This is a genomic window from Clostridium sp. OS1-26 (genome assembly GCF_030915445.1).
Lineage (GTDB): Bacteria > Bacillota > Clostridia > Clostridiales > Clostridiaceae > Clostridium_AM.
In genome coordinates this window covers 3,502,808-3,526,741 of sequence record NZ_CP133264.1, presented here as the reverse complement: position 1 = coordinate 3,526,741, position 23,934 = coordinate 3,502,808, and the positions used below count along the sequence as shown (strand labels likewise).

General features: G+C 30.2%; 18 protein-coding genes. 6 read left to right on the top strand and 12 right to left on the bottom strand.

The features are described 5' to 3' along the window. Window positions 1-10 precede the first annotated feature (10 nt). Entirely contained in the window at window positions 11-1,963 is a 1,953-nt protein-coding gene (cooS, locus tag RCG18_RS17230; RefSeq protein WP_308037260.1) for an anaerobic carbon-monoxide dehydrogenase catalytic subunit, read from the bottom strand. Window positions 1,964-2,323: 360 nt separating this feature from the next. Between cooS and RCG18_RS17225 the strand changes: the two genes are divergently transcribed. Next, window positions 2,324-3,031, top strand: a complete 708-nt coding sequence (locus RCG18_RS17225; RefSeq protein ID WP_308037259.1) for a membrane protein — start codon at window positions 2,324-2,326, stop codon at window positions 3,029-3,031. A gap of 53 nt (window positions 3,032-3,084) precedes the next feature. On the opposite strand, the gene RCG18_RS17220 is transcribed toward RCG18_RS17225, so the two are convergent. The 3 genes from RCG18_RS17220 to RCG18_RS17210 all read right to left on the bottom strand — a co-directional run bounded on the left by RCG18_RS17220 (window position 3,085) and on the right by RCG18_RS17210 (window position 9,459). Continuing rightward, entirely contained in the window at window positions 3,085-4,878 is a 1,794-nt protein-coding gene (locus RCG18_RS17220; RefSeq protein ID WP_308037258.1) for an AAA family ATPase, read from the bottom strand. A gap of 182 nt (window positions 4,879-5,060) precedes the next feature. Beyond that, window positions 5,061-6,854: an AAA family ATPase gene (locus tag RCG18_RS17215; protein WP_308037257.1), complete on the bottom strand. Its 1,794-nt coding sequence runs from the start codon at window positions 6,852-6,854 to the stop codon at window positions 5,061-5,063. A gap of 409 nt (window positions 6,855-7,263) precedes the next feature. Next, window positions 7,264-9,459, bottom strand: a complete 2,196-nt coding sequence (locus tag RCG18_RS17210) for an ATP-binding protein (protein ID WP_308037256.1) — start codon at window positions 9,457-9,459, stop codon at window positions 7,264-7,266. 415 nt (window positions 9,460-9,874) lie between these two features. On the opposite strand from RCG18_RS17210, the gene RCG18_RS17205 reads away from it, so the two are divergent. After that, window positions 9,875-10,369: a ferritin family protein gene (locus RCG18_RS17205; RefSeq protein ID WP_308037255.1), complete on the top strand. Its 495-nt coding sequence runs from the start codon at window positions 9,875-9,877 to the stop codon at window positions 10,367-10,369. Window positions 10,370-10,469: 100 nt separating this feature from the next. Here RCG18_RS17205 and RCG18_RS17200 read toward each other — a convergent pair whose 3' ends face one another. Next, on the bottom strand, window positions 10,470-11,429 hold the full coding sequence (locus RCG18_RS17200) for an aromatic acid exporter family protein (RefSeq protein ID WP_308037254.1): 960 nt from the start codon (window positions 11,427-11,429) through the stop codon (window positions 10,470-10,472). A 218-nt stretch (window positions 11,430-11,647) separates the two neighbouring features. On the opposite strand from RCG18_RS17200, the gene RCG18_RS17195 reads away from it, so the two are divergent. The 3 genes from RCG18_RS17195 to RCG18_RS17185 all read left to right on the top strand — a co-directional run bounded on the left by RCG18_RS17195 (window position 11,648) and on the right by RCG18_RS17185 (window position 14,325). Next, on the top strand, window positions 11,648-12,799 hold the full coding sequence (locus RCG18_RS17195; protein WP_308037253.1) for a PAS domain S-box protein: 1,152 nt from the start codon (window positions 11,648-11,650) through the stop codon (window positions 12,797-12,799). After that, on the top strand, window positions 12,796-13,656 hold the full coding sequence (locus tag RCG18_RS17190; protein WP_308037252.1) for a HAMP domain-containing sensor histidine kinase: 861 nt from the start codon (window positions 12,796-12,798) through the stop codon (window positions 13,654-13,656). The genes RCG18_RS17195 and RCG18_RS17190 overlap by 4 nt, the downstream gene beginning before the upstream one ends. A 114-nt stretch (window positions 13,657-13,770) precedes the next feature. Further along, window positions 13,771-14,325: a serine/threonine protein kinase gene (locus RCG18_RS17185; protein WP_308037251.1), complete on the top strand. Its 555-nt coding sequence runs from the start codon at window positions 13,771-13,773 to the stop codon at window positions 14,323-14,325. A 90-nt stretch (window positions 14,326-14,415) separates the two neighbouring features. Here RCG18_RS17185 and RCG18_RS17180 read toward each other — a convergent pair whose 3' ends face one another. From RCG18_RS17180 to RCG18_RS17165, 4 genes are all read right to left on the bottom strand, one after another. Further along, window positions 14,416-16,116, bottom strand: a complete 1,701-nt coding sequence (locus RCG18_RS17180) for a PocR ligand-binding domain-containing protein (protein ID WP_308037250.1) — start codon at window positions 16,114-16,116, stop codon at window positions 14,416-14,418. A gap of 547 nt (window positions 16,117-16,663) precedes the next feature. Continuing rightward, window positions 16,664-17,842, bottom strand: a complete 1,179-nt coding sequence (locus RCG18_RS17175) for a cyclopropane-fatty-acyl-phospholipid synthase family protein (RefSeq protein WP_308042055.1) — start codon at window positions 17,840-17,842, stop codon at window positions 16,664-16,666. An 86-nt stretch (window positions 17,843-17,928) separates the two neighbouring features. Next, the gene (locus RCG18_RS17170) at window positions 17,929-18,369 is read right to left on the bottom strand and encodes a MarR family transcriptional regulator (protein ID WP_308037249.1); all 441 of its coding nucleotides are present in this window, start codon (window positions 18,367-18,369) and stop codon (window positions 17,929-17,931) included. 145 nt (window positions 18,370-18,514) lie between these two features. Next, window positions 18,515-19,084, bottom strand: a complete 570-nt coding sequence (locus tag RCG18_RS17165) for a flavodoxin family protein (RefSeq protein WP_308037248.1) — start codon at window positions 19,082-19,084, stop codon at window positions 18,515-18,517. A gap of 237 nt (window positions 19,085-19,321) precedes the next feature. Here RCG18_RS17165 and RCG18_RS17160 point away from each other — a divergent pair, with 237 nt between their 5' ends. After that, window positions 19,322-20,200, top strand: a complete 879-nt coding sequence (locus RCG18_RS17160; protein ID WP_308037247.1) for a LysR family transcriptional regulator — start codon at window positions 19,322-19,324, stop codon at window positions 20,198-20,200. Window positions 20,201-20,306: 106 nt separating this feature from the next. On the opposite strand, the gene RCG18_RS17155 is transcribed toward RCG18_RS17160, so the two are convergent. From RCG18_RS17155 to aroA, 3 genes are all read right to left on the bottom strand, one after another. Further along, on the bottom strand, window positions 20,307-21,458 hold the full coding sequence (locus RCG18_RS17155) for a chorismate mutase (RefSeq protein ID WP_308037246.1): 1,152 nt from the start codon (window positions 21,456-21,458) through the stop codon (window positions 20,307-20,309). An 80-nt stretch (window positions 21,459-21,538) separates the two neighbouring features. Beyond that, window positions 21,539-22,618: a chorismate synthase gene (gene aroC / locus RCG18_RS17150; protein ID WP_308037245.1), complete on the bottom strand. Its 1,080-nt coding sequence runs from the start codon at window positions 22,616-22,618 to the stop codon at window positions 21,539-21,541. Then, the gene (gene aroA / locus RCG18_RS17145) at window positions 22,590-23,876 is read right to left on the bottom strand and encodes a 3-phosphoshikimate 1-carboxyvinyltransferase (protein ID WP_308042054.1); all 1,287 of its coding nucleotides are present in this window, start codon (window positions 23,874-23,876) and stop codon (window positions 22,590-22,592) included. The genes aroC and aroA overlap by 29 nt, the downstream gene beginning before the upstream one ends. Window positions 23,877-23,934 lie beyond the last annotated feature (58 nt).

Here is a 23,934-nt window from a genome sequence, read left to right as displayed (position 1 = left end):
ACCAATCAAATTATTTAAGGCCTAGTTTTTGTCTTCTATTAAGTACGATTTCTTCAAGCTTATCTGCTGCTTTTATTACATCATCTTCAAGTATAAGTTTTCCACCAGTTAAAGTTTCAAGGTCCTCTGTCAATACCTTTGTTACTACCTTACTTCCCGTTATGAATGGAGGTATTGCAAGGTGAAGTGGAAGTCCTAACGCTAACCCAAAAGCTCCGTCAGCTAAAGCTTGTTCTTCTAACCATTGTGGAGCAGAAAGTACTAATGGAAGCTGTGGAATATCTATTCCCAAATACTCTGCAAGCTCTGTAGCAACTAATTCTAATCTTCCTATAGCTAGACATGGTCCAAAGTTTAATACAGGAGGAATTCCTAGGCTCTTACATACTTCTTTTAAATTTTCCCCAGCAAGCTCTGCTGCACCAGGTGACATTAAGCCTACATTTTCAAGTCCGCCGCTTGAACATCCAGCTGAAAGTACAATTATATCTCTCTTTATAAGTTCCTTAGTAAGTTCTACTGTAAATACATCATGACCTTTAGCAGTAAGATTTGAACATCCTACAACTCCAGCTACCCCTTTAATTTTTCCAGCTGCAATTAAGTCTACTAATGGTTTCCATGTTCCACCTAAGAAAGCTTTAAGAGACTCTTCGCTAACTCCAGTTATTACATCATCATGACCATGATCCATTGGTATATTTATAGGAACAGCATCTCTGTTTTCACTTATCATTTGCATCATACGGTCCAACAATTGTTTTGCATCTGTAACAACATTGCCTCTTCTTTCGCTATAGCTATTAATAGCTTCATCAATTACATAATTGCTTATTTCTTCTCTATTTTCAAAGGAATATTCAACATATTCAGCATTTGCTTTCTTTGCTACATCATCTAAGCATATCATCTTAACCTTAAATTTATCAGCAATAGGCTCAATACCTGGAAGTGTACAGTTAAACTCTGAGACTATTAAATCCACTCCTCCAGTAGCTATTAATGCTTCACTTGTAAAGTTATTACCAGCATGCCCTGAGAATACTTCTTTATAATGTTCTCCTCTTAACTGTAGATCCTGTCCTACACAAGTACATCCCACAAGTTTGAAGCCTTTAGCTCCAGCTTTCTTAGCCTTTTCTATTACCTTATCATCTATTAGAGCATCTTGAAGATGTGATATTGTTGAATGTTGGTGTCCAGTAATCATAATATTTATATAATCTGTATCTACAACCTTGAAGCCTACCTTAGCTGCTCTTATAACAGGTTCTCCAAGCATGATATCGTTTAATAAGTTTGTAAGAGTTAATCCATAAAGTCCTGTAGATATTCCAAGATTTAAACAGTTTAATAGCATATCTACTGGATCACTATTTAAGTTTGTTGAAGTCTTAACTATAGCATCAAAAACCTCTGATTTAGCTCCACCAGGCATTATATTAAGCTTCTTCCAATTTTCCACTCTAGGCTTATATGCCATTTTTTCTACAATTTCCATCTTTTCAAATCTAGGCTTATATAAATCAGCAATAACTTTATCAGCTATCATTATCGCTTTCTTATGGTTATCTTCCTCTTCTATCCCAAATATTGCTGATACTTTATTTAAAGCATTAATGCCTTTTATTGTTCCCTTTGTTTCTCCTATAGATTTTAAGTTTCTTGCTGTATTCTCAATTACATGTAAATAGCAAGCTGCTCCTGATGACACCGCTCTTAGGAAATTTCTAGCTACTATTGTGTCTGCATTAGCTCCACATATTCCTCTAGGTGATTTTGGAGTTATTCTACATGGTCCATTAGCACACAATTTACAGCACACACCCTGTTGTCCAAATCCACACTTTATCTTTTGGCTTTCAACTCTATGGTGAGAAGTTTCCATATCCATAGAACCTATAAATCCTTCTAAAACCTTATCTGCTGATTGACAAGTTGTACAGTTTCCACACATTGACACAATAAATTCCTCCTTATTGTTTACCTTATTGGTATACTTTTATTTTTAAAATTAAGGCATACTAATGCCCAATAATATATTACTAAATTTATATAAAGTATACTTGTTTTGTATAGTTTTAATATAAACCTTTTCTTTCTATTTGTCAATAAGTTATCAATAAAAAATTTATATTTAACAATAACGATTGTTAAATACAAGGATATAGTATGTTTGACGACTATCTGTTCTGCATTCTTAGTTTCGCTATACAGTACCCATATATATTCTAAGTTACTTAAAGGTAATTATTGCCTCTGCACTCCTATAGTTGTAGAATTAGATAGAAAGTTTCTTTATTTAAAGAGAGGAGAACCAAAATTGAAAAAAAGATGTAAGGTAATTTTAATTGAGCTTCTAAAAAAAATGCCATCGTTGATGTTTGGTCTTTTTTTATATTCTGTAGGCATATTATGTACTTTATATTCTAAGCTTGGAATGAGTCCATGGGATGTTCTACATATGGGAATTGTTTACCATAGTTCTCTCACCTTAGGACAAGTGTCTGAATTGACTGGCTTATTGATATTAATCGCATGTTATTTTATTGGAGTTGTTCCTGGTCTTGGAAGTGTATTTAATATGATATTTATAGGATTATTTATAGATATCATAGAAAAATTTAATTTTTTTAGCACTCCAGGTAGTTTATTAGGACAAATACTATTGCTTATTTTAGGAATTTTTATAATAGGTTGGGCAACCTTTTTTTATCTTAGAGTAAACTTAGGTGCTGGTCCTAGAGATGGTTTAATGGAGGGTCTTGTAAAAAGGCTAAATAAGCCTGTCTGGATGATTAGAGGAATCATTGAAATTACTGTCTTAATTATTGGATATTTTTTAGGTGGCCCTGCTGGAATTGGAACAATAATCCTCGCTGGCTGCATAGGCTTTTCTGTACAACTTGCCTTCAAATTGGGAAAATACGATTCTCAAAGTACAAATCACATGAATCTGATAGATTTATATAAGCGCTTAAAGTCACATACCTGTGATGAACATTTGGAAAATAACTTTGTAGAGGAATAGTATAGGGTTTCTAGGCCGAAAGTTAACTTTTGGCCTAGAAACCCTATATAGGTTTACCCTACAAGAAGCATATCTAGATCATTTTCGTCCATTATTTCATAGCTTAATAATCTTTGTGCTACAACTTCTAATTTATCTTTATTTACTAGTATATAATCTAAGGTTCTTTTATAGATTTTATCTAATATTTGTTTAGTTTCACTTAATAATAATTCATTTTGAAGAGAAATTTCTCTGTCATCGAAGCTTACAAGGCCTAATTTTTCGCTCATCCCATATTTTGTTATTAATGTTAAAGCCATTTTTGTAGCTCTTTGTAGATCATTAGATGCACCGCCTGTTATATTTTGCTTTCCAAATATTATTTCTTCAGCTGCTCTTCCACCTAACAATCCGCTTATTTTATTTAATATTTCTTCTTTAGTTTGAAACATTTTTTCACCTGGATTTATTAAAGTATATCCAGCTGCTCCTTTTGTTGTTGGAATGATAGAAACTTTTGGTACACTTTCTTTATTTAACAGTTTTGCTATTATAGCATGTCCGGCTTCATGATATGCCGTTATTTTCTTTTCTAAATCAGATATATTTGATCTGTCTTTCTTCTCATCTCCTGCAACAATTTTGTTTATTGCTCTATCAATATGTCTTAGAGTAATTTCTGCACTATTTCCCTTAATAGCATATATAGCAGCTTCATTCATTACTCCTGATAAATCAGCTCCGCTCATATAAACCGTTTGCTTAGCTATCTGTAATAAATCAACTTCCTTTGATAAAGGCTTGTTTTTTGAATGAACTTTTAAAATTTCATGTCTCGCATTTAAATCTGGAAGGCCTACCATTACGTGTCTATCAAATCTTCCTGCACGAATTAACGCATCATCTAGCATATCAAGTCTATTTGTCGCAGCTACAACTATAATGTTTTCATCATCTTTAAAGCCGTCCATTTCTACAAGAAGTTGATTTAGTGTTTTAGCATCTTCACTGGTGCTTGTGCCTTCTGATCCCCTTTTACCACCAACTGCATCTATTTCATCAATAAATATTATAGCTGGAGTCTTCTTTCTAGCTTCTGTAAATAATTTTCTTATTCTAGATGCCCCTACTCCTACATATTTCTCCACAAAGTTAGATCCACTTGTTGCAATAAAGGAGGCACCTGCTTCACCTGCTAAAGCTTTTGCTAAAAGGGTTTTTCCTGTTCCTGGAGGTCCATATAATATTATTCCTTTAGGAATCTTCACTCCAAATTTTTTAAATCTATCTGGATCCTTTAAAAATTCAATTATATCCTGCATATTATCCTTAGCTTCTGAATTACCGGCTACATCAGTAAACCTAACATTAACATCTTTGGACTCACTGAAGTCCTCTGAATTTGCTCCTCCTATTCCTGCTGGAAAAGCCTCTTTTTTTCTATATCCAGCTATTAATTTTATTATAAAAGATATAATTATGCTGAATAATATAAAATTTAGTATAGTTGAATAAACACTAGAAGATTCTTTAATTATTACTTTATGCTCCAACAAATACTGTCTGAACTGTGAGTTCTTAGGATTTTCAAAAGTAAAAGTTTTTCCTGACTTATCCTCTGCCTCAAGAACAGAGTCCACTTCGTTGTAATAAACCTTTTGTACTTTACCGCTTTCAACCATACCTTTGAAATCATTAAATCTCATATCTGCATCCGTATAATTGCGCGCCACTGTACTTTTCATAAAGCTAAAGCTATTATACGGTTTATAACTAGGATTCTTTAATACTATAAATGGACAAACAATAATAGGAAGTAATATTAACCCCATTAAAAAATATGTTGTAAATTTTTCCCAATTCATATTCACTATTCTCCTTTTGTTGGTTTATAAAAAGGTAGTTATTTTAAAAGTTAGTTGTATTTATATACTTGACTATACTAGCTTGACTACAAAATACTTCACAATACTTCATAATTATTCACAAAAAAACAAAATGTTTTTTAAAATTCTTAATTTTAAAAAACATTTTGTTCAATGTATATCTAACCTACAAGCAGCATATCTAAGTCATTTTCATCTATTATCTCATAGCTTAATAATCTCTGTGCTACAGCTTCTAGTTTATCTTTATTTACTAGTATATAATCTAAGGTTCTTTTATAGATTTTATCTAATATTTGTTTAGTTTCACTTAATAATAATTCATTTTGAAGAGAAATTTCTCTGTCATCAAAACTTACAAGGCCTAATTTTTCGCTCATCCCGTATTTTGTTATTAATGTTAGAGCCATTTTTGTAGCCCTTTGTAGATCATTCGATGCGCCGCCTGTTATATTTTGCTTTCCAAATATTATTTCTTCAGCTGCTCTTCCACCTAACAATCCACTTATTTTATTTAATATTTCTTCTTTAGTTTGGAACATTTTTTCACCTGGATTTATTAAAGTATATCCAGCTGCTCCTTTTGTTGTTGGAATGATAGAAACTTTTGGTACACTTTCTTTATTTAATAGTTTTGCTATTATAGCATGACCGGCTTCATGGTATGCCGTTATTTTCTTTTCTAGATCAGATATATTTGATCTATCTTTCTTCTCATCTCCTGCAACAATTTTGTTTATTGCTCTGTCAATATGTCTTAGAGTAATTTCTGCACTATTTTCCTTAATAGCATATATAGCAGCTTCATTCATTACTCCTGATAAATCAGCTCCACTCATATAAACTGTTTGCTTAGCTATCTGCAATAAATCAACTTCCTTTGATAAAGGCTTATTCTTTGAATGAACTTTTAAAATTTCATGTCTCGCATTTAAATCTGGAAGCCCTACCATTACGTGTCTATCAAATCTTCCTGCACGAATTAACGCATCATCTAACATATCAAGCCTATTTGTTGCAGCTACAACTATAATGTTTTCATCATCTTTAAAGCCGTCCATTTCTACAAGAAGTTGGTTTAGTGTTTTAGCATCTTCACTGGTGCTTGTGCCTTCTGATCCCCTTTTGCCACCAACTGCATCTATTTCATCAATAAATATTATAGCTGGAGTCTTCTTTCTAGCTTCTGTAAATAATTTTCTTATTCTAGATGCCCCTACTCCTACATATTTCTCTACAAAGTTAGATCCACTTGTTGCAATAAAGGAGGCACCTGCTTCACCTGCTAAAGCTTTTGCTAAAAGGGTTTTTCCTGTTCCTGGAGGTCCATATAATATTATTCCTTTAGGAATCTTTACTCCAAATTTTTTAAATCTATCTGGATCCTTTAAAAATTCAATTATATCCTGCATATTATCCTTAGCTTCTGAATTGCCGGCTACATCAGTAAACCTAACATTAACATCTTTGGACTCACTGAAGTTCTCTGAATTTGCTCCTCCTATTCCTGCTGGAAAAGCCTCTTTTTTTCTATATCTAGCTATTAATCTTATTACAAAAGATATAATTATGCTGAATAATATAAAATTTAGTATAGTTGAATAAACACTAGAAGATTCTTTAATTATTACTTTATGCTCCAACAAATACTGTCTAAATTGTGAGTTCTTAGGATTCTCAAAAGTAAAAGTTTTTCCTGACTTATCCTCTGCCTCAAGAACAGAGTCTACTTCGTTGTAATAAACCTTTTGTACTTTACCGCTTTCAACCATACCTTTGAAATCATTAAATCTCATATCTGCATCCGTATAATTGCGTACCACTGTACTTTTCAGAACGTTAAAACTATTATACGATTTAAAACTAGGATTCTTTAATACTATAAATGGACAAACAATAATAGGAATTAATATTAACCCCATTAAAACATATGTTGTAAACTTTTCCCAACTCATACACACCTTTTCTCCTTTAACAAATAACATTTTTTAACATATTTGAGCGTAAAACAACTTATATTTTACGATTTCTCTCCCACTGAATATTATAGTTATTTCCATAGAAAAAGGTATAGGCTTTAATGATTTTTTCCACTATTTAATAAAAAATTTATAATTTCATTTTGAGTCAACATTCTCAAAATATAGATTTTGTTTTCTATTTAGAATTCATAGAAACAAGACTTATAGAAATTGCTTAATATCAACATTTCAATAAGAACAGTAGTAAAAGTCTTTATTTTTGTTAAATTTAAACAATTATTTGAAACACAAATCATATAGATATTCATTTATTCTAAAGTGTTATTATTGATAAATAATAAAAATAATAGAGAATGAAAAATACTTTCATTCTCTTGAGATTCTAAAAATATATATCTGAAAACTCCACATTTACTTTTTCTATTTTGCTATCACATATTTGTTTGGTTGCAGCCACCTCATCCAAGCTGCAGAAATTATTTGTCGGCAGTTTTACTAAAAAAGTCGTTCCTTTGTCTTTAGTGCTGAAAACTTCAATTGTTCCTTTATGCATTTCCACAAATACCTTAGCAAGTGATAGACCTATCCCGCTTCCCTCTTGATTTCTTGTAAGAGACTTATCCACTTGTCTAAATCTATCAAATATCAAGTTTAGTTTATCTTCTGGTATTCCAATTCCATTATCTTTTACTATGATTTCTATAGAATCGTTCTTATCAAAGATTTTAACCTCAATAGTTCCTCCATCATGTGTAAATTTAATTGCATTTGAAAGTAGATTTAACATTACCCTTTCAATTTTATCCGCATCACACATAATATATTTTTCTTCAACATCGGTGTCAAATATCATATCTATATTCTTATTTTTTGCATATTCTACAATAGATTGTGCTATCTCTTCAACTACGTTTATAATATTCCAGCATTGAAGGTTTGAATGTAAAAAACCAGAATCAAATTTTGAAATATCCATTATATTATTAATTAGGCGAAGCAATCTATAGCAATTCTGTTTCGATGCTCGTAAGTATTTTGCTGTATATTCTTTTGTCAGTCCTTCTTGATTATTTACAGCATCTAAAAGCATTTTATTAGAGCTTAATATAATATTTAAAGGGGTTCTAAATTCATGTGAAAGATTTGCAAAAAATTCCGTTCTCAATCTATCTAGCTCTATAGTTTCCTTTACTATTTGATGATCTTTAACTCTATCAGTAATATCATTTGCAATAACAAGAATACCCTCAGGTGATGGTGTAACATTGAGCTCATACCATCCTGTATAACCCTTAGGATTAATAAATTCAATGATATCATGTTTAGATTTTCTCGTGTTCATTACATACTTATATATTTTAAATACCTCGCTATTACATATATTAGGGTATATATCTTTAACCTTTTGTCCAATAATAGTGCTGAGTGTAAGGCATTTACCTGTTTGATAATTTATTTTATCTACAACATGCTGATTTGCTACTACATATCTGTACTCTTTGTCAAATACTGCTATCGAATTGTCATAGGAGTTTAGTAATGTCTTATACTTTTCGTTACTTTTTATAAGCTCATTTTGCAGCGTTTTATAACTGGTTACATCTTGAACTTGCAAAACAAAATAAAGAGGCTTCCGTTTCTTGTTTCTAATTAACGAAATGTTTACAATCCCCCATACAATATGTCTATCTTTATTACAATATCTTTTTTCTAATTGAAAAGAATTCTTTTGTCCTGATAAAAGTTCCTCTACTCCCTTCAAGGTCATATCCATATCCTCTTTATATGTAACATCCTTAGAATATAGCCCTTTCAATTCGTCACAAGAATATCCTAATATTTTACTAAAAGATTGATTACCACGTATAATTCCGCCATCTATTCCAATCACCGCCATACCAATTGCTGAATAATTAAAAGTATCATCAAAACACATTTCTTTTTCATATAATAGATTGGTTTTGTGCCTATAAAAAGCAAAAATAGAGTAGATTAAAAAGAATAAGGTTATTATAAGAGTGGTAACAACTCCCCATAATCTAAATTGTGGCTTTATTATAAAGACAATACCCTTAACAGCGTATGACATCCCCCAGGCTAAAAAGGCAAATCCTAATACATATTTGTTAAACATAATAGCCTGTTTAGATCTAATTAGTTCAATAGCTACGTATATATTAATAGAGGTTAAAAAAGTGAAGTGAATAAACAAAAGGAATCTAATCGGCATTAAGCCTAGTGCATAATTTGTTGCAGCTATTATGTTAAGGCATAAAAAGACAAGTGTACTACGATTAATTTTTTTATTTAAGAGCTTCATGCATCCTTCTGCCATAAGAAAAGCTCCTAATGAACTAAAAGTTCTTTGGAATAATATTACAAATTCATTTCCATAACCATGATTAACACTCACAAGCAGTATGATATTTGCCAAAAATAAACCTAATCCTCCAGCCCACATACCTAAATATACCTTACGATCTAATAAAAAAACCATTAGCATAATTAGAAAAAAAATAGATAAAAGTACAATTATAGATACTCTAAGTGAATGTATTATTAAATAATTAAAAACCAAATACGTCCCCCTCTTTCGTCCTAATATTCAGAATACTACCCTTAATACAATTTTAACTACATTATTAGATATTTTAAAGCATTTTTATCAAACATATTTTTACATTTAGAAGTGAATTTTATAGTACTTCCATAGTACTAAAAAAACAGTAAATTACATTTCTTTTAATTAAACTTATAATTTTTTTCATTTTTTCGAATTTGTTTTAATATATTTGAGCATTGCTTTATATAACACTGTAAATACCAGTAGAGGCTTATACCTCTGTTAAATCTTATATATTTATTGCTATATTTTTTATGATAAAAAATTATAATTAATTCAAAAAAATACTGGTAATTTATTTTATAAATGTTATAATTAATTTAATAATAATTATCAAATAATAATAACTAAATCATAGGAGGGTATTATAATGGATAAAAAAGAACTTCAATTATTAAAACAAGCTATAATTAATGAAATTGAGGGCTCAGAATTTTATAAACTTGCTTCCGAGAAGAATGGAATATCTAAGGAAGTAAAAGAAGCCTTTATTGATTTACATAATGAGGAGATAAAACATATAGACTGGTTAAAAAATCTTTTCGATAAAATAAAAAACGATAAAGAGGATGATTTTAATTTAGCTATAATAGAAGCTCCACAATCACCAAAACTTTTTAGCTGGGATAAGCTTGACAGAAAAAGTGCTGCACTTGTAGTGTCCGTTTTTGGTATAGCTATACAAAATGAAAAAGCCGCTGTTGAATTCTATAAAAATGCTGCTGCTAGCACTAATATAGATAAGGCAAAAAAGTTATATGAAGTGTTATCAAAGTGGGAAGAATTGCATGTAGAAACCTTTGCTAAGGAGTATGACGACTTACTTGAAGAATGGTGGGCAGATCAAGGTTTTGAACCATTTTAATGTGAAATAAAAAACTGCTTACAAAATATCTTTGACAGTAGTCTAAGGCTCAAATGGAGATATGGATTCCTCATAAGCAAACTCCAACTGAGCCTTAAAATCATTTGATAAAATTTTTTTTGAATTCATTTTTTATTATTAGAAATTGTTCTAAGTCATTTAAAAATTGAAAAAGCATTGCTCTATTTTCAAATTCTTCCCTTGCTCTAGGAAGTTCCATTTTTTTAAAATCCTCCCTTAGTATCCCTACAGCCTTTAATTGCTTTTCAGCTGTATTTTCCTCATGTAGAGAATTTGCAACACTTTCTGTAAAATATGCCATTATAATACTTTGTTCATAGGTCATAAAAAACCTTTGAAAATGCTCTTGCATCCTTTTTAACGTCTCAAACTGCTGTGTTCTCATCTCCATATATTGCACATAGTAACTAGCATCTGAAAGAAAGTAATTATTTAAATTATTGTATGCACGTATTCTAGCCATATGGAGTCTTTTTTCAAGTTTATTAAATAGTTTTTCTTCTTTTATAGAGATATTATTATTTTTAAGTGCCTTTACCATTTGAAACAAAATTTCTTTCATTTTTTCTTCAATGTATATCTGATCCTTCTTAATTTCTCTCTCTATGCTTGGCATATATAGATTTAATAGTAGTGCAACTCCAACACCTATAATCATAAGTCCTAACTCATTTTCAATCCAAAATATACTTGAGGATTTCTGGACTAATAAATGAGTAACAAGTACAGAACTTACAACTATCCCCTGCTCTAATTTAAATCTTACTGTTATAGGAATAAATATTAATAGAAAGATACCGAAGGCTATTGCATTGTATCCTAAAAGCATAAATGCAACAGATGAAATTAATAGTGCTACCATGCATGAAGTCATACGTTGAATGGCTATATTTACTGATTGTCTTTTTGTATTTTGAATGCTTAGTATAGTAATAATTCCAGCAGATACAGCATATTCTAAACCTATCTGCTTTGCTATAATCATCGCAATTGATGCACCTATTCCTGTTTTTAATGTTCTGTATCCAATGAATTTCATAAAATCTCCCTTCAACTGAGAACTAGATAAAGTCAATTTAAGTTTCACTTTATAATATATCAAAACTTGTATTATATGAAAAGAATCTATATTAGAAAAAGTAATTCTTATCCTATATTTTTATATAAAACTATGAGAGTATTTGTGTAAATTCAGCAAAATGTGCTAAAATAAAAGTAATTTATAACAGTAAATTCTTTATTTGGAGGGACATAGTATTGCTTAATGTAGATAAATCGATACGAGATAGCCTTATTGCCGATAGCCTATCTGAATGGACCTGGGAGTATGACTTGATAACCGGTGAAACTGCTATAATTAGTGCCTTAGTGAATTTTTTAGGTTATTCTAAGTATGAAATTATAGAACATATAGATTTTTGGTTTACACTTATTCATCCTGACGATATTGGTGAGTTGTCAAATGCTTTTAAGAAAGTTATTGACGGCAAAGATGATTACTTTAGGGCTGAATATCGTATAAAATCCAAGTATCAGGGGTATAAGTGGATAAAAAGTAATGGCAAAGCTTTAAAAGATGAGAATGGCAAAAACATATATTTAGCAGGATATCATGCGGATATAACATTATTCAAGCATATTGAGGAAAGCAAACAAAAGCATACGACAATATTCAATAACGTAAACGATATAATTTTCTTGTCTCCTTTAAATTCTGATGGAACTTCTGGAAAGTTTATAGAAGTAAATAGTGTAGCTACAAAGCTTCTTGGTTACAGTAAAGAGGAGCTCCTAAATATGACTCCTGATGATATCTATGCTGAAGAAGAGTTTCCAGCAGAATATAAAAAGTTTTTTAAAGACACCTTAGTACATATAAATGACTATACAAAAGAACATTGCTATACTTTTGAAGCTAACCTTCTAAAAAAAGATAACTCAACATTATCTGTTGAAGTAAATACACATGCATTTAAGCTTAATGATAAATTTGTAAAACTATGTGTTATAAGAGATATAAGTGACAGATTAAAAGCGGAAAAAGAGTTAAGAAAAATTACTGAAAGAAACAAAAAAATAATTGAGTTATCACCGCTTGGTGTTTACACCTATAACAAAGGAATTATCTCTTATGTAAACGAACCTGGATTAAGGCTTTTTGGAGCAAAACATATAAATGAAGTAGTAGGAAAACCCATACTAAATTTTGTAGATGCCTCCTGCAAAGAATTAGCATCTCAAAGAATAAGCAGTTTAGAACAGGGAATTGAAGTTGAACCAAAAGAGATGAATATGATCAGAATCGATGGCACACAGATTATTGGCGATGCATACTCTACTCCATTATCTGATGAAAGTAATACTCAAGTTCTAAGTTATATTAAGGACATTACAGAACAAAAAAGATGATTGAAGAGAATAAAAAGCTTTTAGAGCAGACAATAGAGTATGATAGACTAAAAACTGAATTTTTTAGTAATATATCTCACGAACTTAGAACACCATTAAATATTATATTAAGTAGTATTCAGCTTCTTAACTCTATGTATAATGACTCCAAAGATAATTATAATAACTTTACCTGTGCCTTTGAAAAATATATTGGTATTATGAAGCAAAACTCTTACAGACTTTTAAAGCTTATTAATAATATAATAGATCTTACAAGACTTGATTCTGGATTTTTTCATATGCATTTTGCTAATAATAATATTATTGAAACGGTAGAAAACATTACTTTATCCGTTGCAGATTATGTTGAAAGTAAAGGAATTAATTTAATATTTGATACGGATACAGAGGAAAAGATAATAGCTTATGATGATGATAAAATTGAAAGAATTATGTTAAATCTCTTGTCTAATGCTATTAAATACACTAAATTAGGCGGAACTATTAATGTAAATGTTAAAGATATGGACAGCGGTATTATGATAATTGTTAAAGATACTGGGTGTGGAATACCTTCAGATAAACTAGATGTAATATTTGAGCGTTTCAGGCAAGTTGATGAAGTGCTTACTAGAAGAGCAGAAGGAAGTGGAATAGGCTTGTCTTTAGTTAAAGCATTAGTAGAAGCTCATGAAGGTACCATAAGTGCATACAGCACCTGCGGTGTAGGAAGTGAATTTGTAATTTTTCTTCCTAACAAAACAGTAGATAATAATGAAATATATTATAAACCTCTAGATATTATAAATAATGAAGATGAGTTACATAAAAAGGTTGAAAGAATAAGCGTTGAGTTTTCTGATATATATTCATAAAATCTTCTAGTTATTTCTCTATAGTAACCTTTTATATATTTTGTAATATAATACATTAAAAACATTACAATCTAAAGATTAAATTTATGAATAACTAAATGAGGAGTTGTTATTATGAATCTATATCAGCATAGTAGTGAAAATTATTATTGTGGTATAGACATAAGTAACTTAAAATTTATTGGACAAGGTCATCAAGGTAAAGTTTATTTTCTGCCACCGGATAAAGTAATAAAGGTTTTTAACAAGGCAAATTCCTGTAAAAGTCAGCTCTATCTTCTACAGTGTGGACGCAAAAGTAAATTTTTCCCTAAAGTATACCATCATGATAATTATTCTATTGTTATGGATTTTATAAATGGAATGACCCTAAAAGAATATTTAAAGACTCATGATTTAAATGAGAATTTATGCTTTCAATTAGTTGAGATATTTAATGATTTTGAATCATTAGGATTTACAAGAATAGATATACGTTTAGGCCATATATTTGTACAAGCTGATGAATCTATAAAGATAATAGATCCTAGAAAAAACTTTGAAATTATCCAAAAATACCCGATGTCAATGTTGAAAGGGCTAAAAAGGCTAGGTGTTTTAGACAAATTCTTTAATATAATACAATATAAGTATGTCAATCAATATAATAAATGGAGAAAAAATTTCTAATCTAAGGAGCAAAAACTTTAAGATTTAACTACAACTTGTTGTTAATAGTCCTTTAAAAATTAGGGGTAGAGTCGTAAAAACTCTGCCCTTTTATTTATTTCTTAATTTTATCCTATACTCATTAGGTGTATATCCTTCAAGCTTCTTAAATATACTTCCAAAGTAACTTAGTTGATTATATCCTACTATTTTGCTTATATCTGATATTTTCATATCAGTTTCTATTAAATACTTTTTAGCATTTTCTATTCTCAGTTTGTTTATATAATCCTTTAAGGACATACCATTCTTCTCATTAAAAATAGTACTTAAATAATTAGGAGTTATAAAAAACATATCTGCAAGAAAGCCTAAGGTAATGTCTTGATGAAAATTATTTTCTATATATAAATTAATTTTCTGTATAAGATCATATTTTCCATTTAACATTATGTTTCTTAATATACCTATATTTTCTTTAGAAAATTCCACTAAAATTTCTTGCAAAACATTGTAGCTATTACACTTCTTTATTTTTTCTTTATATTTCTGTCTAATGCTTAGAAATAATTCATCGTCATTAGTTTCTTCGTATACTAATCTGCTTAAAATTACCACAAGTTCTTCAAAAGTTTCTTTTACTTCTTGAACAGAAAATTCTTTTTCTATATACACATTGACAGTTTCATAAATAATCTCTTCACACAAGGCTTCATCAAATTTTTTAATTGCAGCTCTTAGTTTATTTTCTACTTTAAGAGGATACTCAATACTTTCTCTACTGAAAAAACTTTTAGGTTTAAATCTATGATTTTCAAAACCTGAGGATACCTGAGATCTTAGAAGTTTTATATTGGCCTGTTTTAGTGCATCTTCTAAGTATAATTTTTCTTTTGCATTTTTAAGTATTTCATTATTTTTTTCTTTTAATTCCTTTTCTACTAAATTATTTTCTATAATATTAGAAATAAGTTTAGAAACTATACTTAAAGATTCTTGAAGAGCATAAAATCTACTTTTAGGAATAACAGGTATATCATTATAAGCAGCTACTAATTCTTCAATATTTGTAATTTCACATTTATAACTATCTAAAATATATTTTTTAATATCTACAGGTTTGTTTATAAGAAAGTGACCACATTTTACATAGCCTAAAATCTCTTCTCCTATTAATATAGGAATTATAATAATTATTATATTGTTACAACATATAAATACATTATCTAATCCTTTAAGAGCACTTTTATATTTGTTATCTTTTTCTTTACAGATGCTCTTATTTTTGCATAAATCACAAAACTTATGTATTCTTATAGGATCTGTAACGTAATTATTATTGTTATCAGCTATACCTACTGAAAGTTTTAAAAGCCCTGATATTTCCTCCTGAATATTTTCTAATACTTCCCTATCTATAATATCTAATATATGTTTATTATTAGATGTCGTTATGCTTTGATGAACTTCTAATAACTTAGAAGGAGTATATGTTGCCAAGAAAATCAATTCATCGTTACCTGTATTTACTACTTCATGTTCCGAATAAGGCGGACAATGGATAACCATCCCTTCTTTTACCTTTTGCTCTTCTCCATTTACTGTATGCATTCCCCTCCCTTGAATCACATACAGTATCTGTTCTTCTCCAAAATGAACATGTCTTGGCTGCTTTTTTCTTGGAAAAAATTTCACTAAACCAGCACTCAGCCTTTGAGTCAATAAATTAGAAGGAACATGAAGCCAAATAACTTCACCCCAATCGAATTTTTGAATATCATGTTTATTGCTATAATATAGATCGTCTATCATATTTATTATCACCAATCCTATGACTTAACAGAAGAATTTTAACTATATTATATAATAATAAACTTAAATCGCCAATAAAAAGCCATTGCTGTTTTTAGTTGCAGTCTAAATACAGCAATGGCTTTTAATATATATAATATTTCATGGAAGAGCTATTTTAAAAGATATTGTGGGTACTTCTTTTGATCCGCCTTTTACTATGTCGCTTCTCATACTTTTCCCCTAATAGTTATTCATATGAAACTCCTTCTCCTACCGTCGAATGAGTACTAGCTGAGTAAGCGACTTACTCCAAATCAGAGATTTGGGTTCGCTGCTTAACCGATCATCTCAAAATCAGCACTCTGTGTAAGTGATCATCTCAAAATCATAGATTTTGGATGCCTACTTAAGATTTGGGATATCTACTTAAGATTTTGGATGCCTGCTTATATGAAACATGTTACTATTTAATTATATTTTTTTATAATATTAATAACTTACTAAAATCATATCTTTTTATTAGGTTATTAATATTATTAATATATTACGATAAAATATTAATATATTAAGATTTATATATATATTCTCTAGTCCATGGTAATTCATTGTTTACACCTTTTACAAATAAAAATTGATGAAGATCAATATTGCCACAGTTAAAAGATGCCGCACAAGCGTTTAAGTACAACCTCCACATTCTTATAAAAGTTTCATCTTTTGTCTTGCTTATTTCTGATAATGCATTCTCAAAGTTCTTCGCCCAACATTCTAATGTTTTTCCATAATGCCTTCTAAGGCTCTCTAGATCAGTTAAATAAAATTTATATTTTGATATATTGCAAATTAATTCTTTAATTGATGGTATATAGCCACCAGGGAAAATGTACTTATCTATCCAAGTATTTGTACCACCTTCATCTGTACTTGTAATGCAATGAAGCAAAGAAACACCCTTTTCATTCAGCAGATTATTTATAGATTCAAAGTATTCATCAAGATGTTTTTTCCCTACATGTTCCAACATGCCTACGCTGACTATTCTATCAAATTTTATATTCTCTAATTCTCTATAATCCACAAGTTTAACCTGAACTAAATCTTTCAGATCCTCATTTTCTATTCTTTCGCTAACCTTGGCAAATTGTTCCGAACTTAAAGTTATTCCTAAAGCTTTTACCTTATACTCTTTAGCTGCTGTGATAATTAATTCTCCCCAACCACAGCCTATATCAAGCAATGTTTGCCCCTTTGTCAATGCAAGTTTTTTTAAAATATGCTCAACTTTGTTTCTTTGAGCTGTTGTTAATGAGTCATTAGAGGACTTAAAATATCCACAGGAATAAGTCATTGTATCATCTAGCCATAACTTATAAAAATCATTTCCTATATCATAGTGATGTCCTATATTTTCTCTACTGTTAGCAATATTATTAGACATTCTTTTAATTAAATCTGCATATCTACTACTGTTACTTAAAAAACTTTCTTTATTATTATATAAAGACTCTGTAACTTCTTGAATATCTCCCTCTATCTCTATTTTTTTCGCCATGTAACCTTCTCCAAAAGCTATAAAAGGGTCTTTTACTATATCCCCTTTGGGAATGTGTTCATTAAAGATTATTTTAAATTTACTTTCTCCTTGTCCATAATTTTCTACTTCTCCATCCCAAAATTCAACTTTAAAAGGATCACAGAATAGACCTTTTAAAAGTGTTTTATAAAACATTTTATCAATGCCCATCATTCTTCCCTCCAATATTTTTATTATAAAGAATCAAGCCAATTTTTAGGCATGTTTCTCTATATAGCTTAGAATTATAAATTATATTACTTTAAATTATTTATAATTTTATATATCACATTTTCAAATATCTTCATATCTGAGCTAGAAATATCTTTAATAGCTTCCTTTAATGCTACTAAACATTCATTATGTAAATCCTCTTCAATTTCTTTTGCTTTTTCTGTTAAACAAATTAAATTAGTTCTTTTATCATTTGGGTGCTGAACTCGTTTTACAATGCCATTTTTAATCATGTTATTAACTGTCCGGGAAATACTTGGCTCATCTTTAGTTACTAGTTTCGATATTTGATTTTGCTGCAATTCTCCATACTTGTACAAGCAACTAAGTATCATATATTGCTCTGGAGTAACTACATAACCTGCAGTCTTAAACTTTGAATTAATGCGATTTGATACAAGCCTAAATGTCATACCTAATGCCTGATCAAGAGCTTGTATATCTACATTATTGTCATTATTCAAAAAAATACCTCTCTTTCACATATATTACAATAATTACATATTACTCCTTATTGCTTGTTTATGCAAGTAATTTCAAATAAGTAAGCATGAAACTAGGTAAGATTAAAATAACCTCCATACCTTTTAATAGTACAGAGGTTGTAATTTACTTCTTCAAAAGATTTGCCATATTTTTCCCAAGGGTTTTAAAGGTTTGAATACCTTCCTCATCTTTTTGCAAATCTCCTATATCACGTGATAGTGTCATATTCCAAGAAGTTGAGCTAGGTATTGTTATTTCATTGCTGCCAAAGAAAAAGTTTATAGCAGAATATACAAAACTACTTCCTACTCTTCTTACAGATACTACAGCTGCTCCAACTTTATTCCTTAGTAAGTTACGATCATTAGCTATATTAACAGAACCGCATCTATCAATAAATGCCTTTACTTCAGTAGATACATTGCCAAAATATGTTGGTGATCCAATAAGAATTCCATCCGCTTCTGCCGCTTTTTCTATAAACTTGTTCATTTCATCGTCTTTACGTGCACAGCGTTTGTCCTTATTTTTAAAGCACATCCCGCATGCTAAACATCCAAATAGTTTTAGTCCACCTAGTTGAACTAATTCTGTTTCAATACCTTCCTTTTCAAGCTCTTCAAGAACTAATTTCAAGCTTTCAGCTGTATTTCCATTTTTTCTTGGACTTCCATTAAAAGCAATAACCTTCATTTAAATTCCTCCTAAAAATTTATTTATTATAAGTTTGTTTGTTATAATATTGATATAATTAAATTTGTTACTTACAACATAAATAATAGCATCATTTAAAAATAACTTAAAACGAATAATCTCGATTGAACTCATCGCAAAACAAAATCATTAACCAATTTATGGGTTTTTAAATTATTGTATAGAAACGTTATATGTAAAATTTATTTGTACTGCAAATTTGAGAGGATGTTATACATGATTTTAAATTTAGAAGGAAAACTTTTCCATACTTTTATTGCCGTATTCGAGGAAGAAAATATAACTAAAGCAGCAGAGCGTCTTGGATATGTTCAATCTACTATATCTACGCATATTAATACTTTAGAAGAAACCTTTGGTGAAAAGCTGTTTATCAGATTGCCAAGAGGAGTTATGGTTACAGAGGCGGGAAGAGAATTTGCTAAGTATGCATACAGATATATTGATTTTGAAAAAGAGTTATTGGATTCCATGATTAATTTTCATCAACCACAAGGAACAGTAAAAATGGCTACTTCAGAAACCTTTGCTCCTACCAAACTTTCTGAGGTTATCAGAAAAATCTCATATATTTACCCTGAACTAAGTTTCAGTGTAGATACAATTCCAGCAAAAGATGTAATAGATTCTGTTCTTAAGAGAAGGATTGATTTTGGTATCATTCCAACCGATCCTTGTTTAGAACAATTAGATTTTATACCACTTTATAAAGAAAGTTTAGTATTTATTTCGGAAAAGTCCTATTGGGACAAAATTAAAAAAAGTAATTATTCTGATATTACCTTCTTTTCTTTCGGAAGAAACTGTGAATATGCACTTATAGCAGAAAAAATTCTCAAGAAATTTAACATTAAAATAAAAAAAAATATGGAATTTACTAATGTTGAGACCATAAAAAATATGGTTGAAAATAAGATGGGTATATCACTGGTTCCTTGTGGAAATATAACAAAAGAAATTTTTGATGGTAAATTTGCAATTATTCCTGAGTTTCCAAGCTTTGAGCTTACAGGTGGCGCTATAGTACTTAAAAATAAGGATTTAAGTAAAGCTTCTAAATTGGTACTGGAGTATTTTGAAAAAGAGGTTAAATAACAACCTCTTTTTCTCTTTATAACTATATAAGCGTCATTCTCTGAAATGTTAAGCTTTTTCATGATAATTAATTAAAAATAGCTACTTAAAATTGTAAAAACGTTTTTCATTTTACATTACAATCTGATTTATAGTTTCCTAAAAGCTTAAAGTATATACTTTCCTTTTCCATTTCCTTTAGAGCATTAACAGTACTTTCATCCTGCATATTCCCGCTAAAATCTATATAGAAAAAGTATTCCCAGGATTTATTTACCACTGGTCTAGACTCTATTTTTGTCATGTTTAAATTATTATTATAGAAATGCCTTGTTATATTATAAAGTGTGCCTACTTTATGAGGCAGTGCAATAACTATACTAACTTTATCGCATTTCTTATTAACTTCAATTTCTGGAGCTATTATAATGAATCTTGTATAATTATTGTTATTATAATTTATATTTTCTTCTATGATTTTAAGTCCATATAATTCCGCTGCTTTTTTACTTGCAACGCAGGCTTTAGACTTATTATTTTCTTCACTTACATATTTAGCACTTTGTGCTGTATTCAAGTAAGGTATTAGCATCCAATTATCATGTTCTTCAAAAAACTTACTGCTTTGAAGAAATGCTTGGGCATGAGAATATACCTCTTTTATATCTGAAGCCTCAGCATCCTTAGTTACTAGAAGATTATGGTCTACTTTAAGACACTTTTCACCTACTATATAGAAATTGTATTTTCTCAGTAAATCATCAACTTCAGTAATTCCTCCGGTTGATGAATTTTCAATAGGTAAAATTCCATATTGTATATCGCCATTCTTTAAAGCCTCAAATACATCTTTGAAATTTTTGAAATTCAAAACCTTAGTATCTTCTCCAAAATACTTAATTAAAGCTTCATGACTAAATGAAGCAGGAACTCCTTGAAAACCTACTAAAGGTGCTTTTTCACTCCCTATTTTAAAGTTATTCTTATACTTTTCAGAATTTATATCATCATCCTTTAATAACTTGCTCTGTAAGCTTCTGCTTATGTACATAATATGTTTTAATAGCTCTTCCGTTTCTTTTTCTATGGATTTGTTTTTTAAATTATTTAGCTGCATTTCTATAACTTGATTTTCTCGTTTAGCATTTAGAACTTCCATAGAATTTTGCTTCTTATATTCAGCCACCTTACACACTATGTCCATTCTTTCTTCAAAAAGTTTAACTATCTCTTCATCTATTATATCAATCTTTTCTCTTAAGCAGCTTAGTTTTTCCAAAATAGCACCCCCATTATATTAATAGCTTTATAGACTTAACTATTGCAATAAATTTTTCTTAGAAAAAATCTTCGTTATTTTCAACTATATATTAAGTCTAATATTGCTATTGCTGCCACCGCTTCTATTACTGGCACTGCTCTCGGCACAATACAAGGATCATGTCTACCTCTTATCTTTAAAACAGCCTTTTCCTTTTTTTCTATATCCACGGTATTTTGAGTTTTTGATATTGAAGGAGTTGGTTTAATAGCAGCTCTAAATATAAGAGGCATACCATTTGTAATTCCCCCTGTAACTCCTCCATTATTATTACTTCTGGCTTTTATTTTTTTATTCTCATCTATAAAATACTCGTCATTAGCCTCTGAACCTTTCATACTTGTTATGTCAAAGCCTGCACCAAACTCAACTCCTTTTACTGCTGGAATTGAGAATAATAACCCTGAAATAGTACTCTCTATAGAATTAAAAAACGGATTACCAATTCCTGGTGGAAGGTTTAATACTGCTGTTTCAATAACTCCTCCTATGGAGTCCCCTTCTTCCTTTACTTTTAAAATACTCTCCATCATATTTTCTCTGCTTTTATGGTCTAGCACTGGGAACTCAGCTTTTGACAACTCAATTAGCTTCTCCACTTCTAGATCTTTTAAATCAAAATTCTTTTCCTTAATTTCTCCTATGCTCTTTATATGACTTCCTATAATTATATTTTTGTTTTCTAATATCTGTCTGCAAACAGCTCCTGCAAAAACTATAGGTGCTGTAAGTCTTCCTGAAAAATGCCCGCCTCCTCTATAATCATTGAGGCCATTGTATTTCACATGTCCTGCGTAATCAGCATGGCCAGGTCTCATTAGATTTTTTGTAATTTCATAATCTTTGGATATAGTATTTTGATTATAAATTACTGCACAAAGTGGAGTTCCTGTGGTTTTACCATTAAACAATCCACTTAGTACTTCAAAATTATCTCCTTCTTTTCTTGGGGTAGAAAGTGTGCTAGATCCTGGAGCCCTTCTTTGCATTTGATTTTTTATATAATCTAGGTTTATTTCTATCCCTGGTTTAAGTCCATCTATTGTAATTCCTATAGCCTTGCCATGTGACTCTCCAAATATTGATAGCTTAATATTGTTCCCCCACACTCCACTCATCTATATTACCTCCTAGCTTTTTAAAATGCTGCCAAAATTCTGGGTAGGATTTTTTAACACAGTTTGAATCCTTTATTATAAGCGGTTCTGTACATTTTGAAGAAATAGATGCCAGCGCCATTGCTATACGATGGTCATTCCAGCTATATGTCTCCCCACCTCTTAGCTTATCTTTTCCTCTTACTATTAATCCATCCTCTTTTTCTTCTACATCTGCTCCGATTTTATTGAGTTCAGAGCTTATAGCTGCCAATCTATCACTTTCTTTTATTCTAAGCCTTGCTGCATTAACTATTTTTGTAGTGCCTTCACTTACAGATGCTAAAGCCGCAAGTACAGGAACCAAGTCCGGACATTGAGAGGCATCTATCACTGTGCCATGCGTTTTTGAAGGTAAAGCCTCTATTTCTCCTTCATCTTCAATAATTTGTGCTCCCATACGTCTAAGAATATCCAGTATAGCCTTGTCTCCTTGAAGCGATTTAATATTAAGTCCTCTGCATTTTATGCCTTCACCTAAAATTCCTATGGTAAGTAGAAATGCAGCCTGTGAAAAATCTCCTTCAACTCTATGGTTACATGATTTGTATTTTTGATTTCCCTTTATTATGAATTCCTTATAGTTATTATTTTCTATCTTTATTAAAAATTTACCCAGCATATCTAGCGTCATATCTATATATGATTTTGATTCTAATTCTGTAGTAATTACTATTTTGGAGTCTCCCTCTAAAAGTGGAAGTGCGAATAGCAATCCACTTATAAATTGTGAACTTATGTTTCCTTTAACTTTATATTCCCCGAACTTCAACACACCATTTACTGTTAAAGGAAGCTTTCCATCTTGATTTTTATATTGCAGTTTTTGGCTGTTAAAAATATCGTAATATGGCTTAAGTGGCCTTTCTATAAGCTTTCCTTCACCTTCAAAAGTAACTTCCTCACCTAAGGTTGCTGCTAGTGGAATTAAAAACCTTAATGTAGATCCCGACTGTCTACAATGTATATTAGATTCTTTAACACTGAGCTTATTTTCACCTTTTACAATTAAACCATCTTTAAATTTTACTATATTTATACCCAAGTGTTTCATAGCTTGGCAGGTAGCTTCTATATCTTCTGAGAAAGTAACATTTTCTATTTCACTACCTCCTTCTGATAATCCAGCGCAAATTACTGCTCTGTGACAATCACTTTTAGATGGTGGAACTGTTATATTTCCTGATAACTTTATCGGATTTATAGTTTTATATTGTATATTTTTCATTAAATAGCCCCCTATCTCTTTAATTTTTTACAATGTCATTTTAAGCACT

Excerpts from the sequence above, each read along its gene's own strand:
- RCG18_RS17220 (WP_308037258.1), bottom strand. The coding sequence starts at position 4,878 with ATGAATTGGGAAAAATTTACAACATATTTTTTAATGGGGTTAATATTA.
- RCG18_RS17215 (WP_308037257.1), bottom strand. The coding sequence starts at position 6,854 with ATGAGTTGGGAAAAGTTTACAACATATGTTTTAATGGGGTTAATATTA.
- RCG18_RS17205 (WP_308037255.1), top strand. The coding sequence starts at position 9,875 with ATGGATAAAAAAGAACTTCAATTATTAAAACAAGCTATAATTAATGAA.
- RCG18_RS17200 (WP_308037254.1), bottom strand. The coding sequence starts at position 11,429 with ATGAAATTCATTGGATACAGAACATTAAAAACAGGAATAGGTGCATCA.
- RCG18_RS17190 (WP_308037252.1), top strand. The coding sequence starts at position 12,796 with ATGATTGAAGAGAATAAAAAGCTTTTAGAGCAGACAATAGAGTATGAT.
- RCG18_RS17185 (WP_308037251.1), top strand. The coding sequence starts at position 13,771 with ATGAATCTATATCAGCATAGTAGTGAAAATTATTATTGTGGTATAGAC.
- RCG18_RS17180 (WP_308037250.1), bottom strand. The coding sequence starts at position 16,116 with ATGATAGACGATCTATATTATAGCAATAAACATGATATTCAAAAATTC.
- RCG18_RS17175 (WP_308042055.1), bottom strand. The coding sequence starts at position 17,842 with ATGGGCATTGATAAAATGTTTTATAAAACACTTTTAAAAGGTCTATTC.
- RCG18_RS17165 (WP_308037248.1), bottom strand. The coding sequence starts at position 19,084 with ATGAAGGTTATTGCTTTTAATGGAAGTCCAAGAAAAAATGGAAATACA.
- RCG18_RS17160 (WP_308037247.1), top strand. The coding sequence starts at position 19,322 with ATGATTTTAAATTTAGAAGGAAAACTTTTCCATACTTTTATTGCCGTA.
- aroC (WP_308037245.1), bottom strand. The coding sequence starts at position 22,618 with ATGAGTGGAGTGTGGGGGAACAATATTAAGCTATCAATATTTGGAGAG.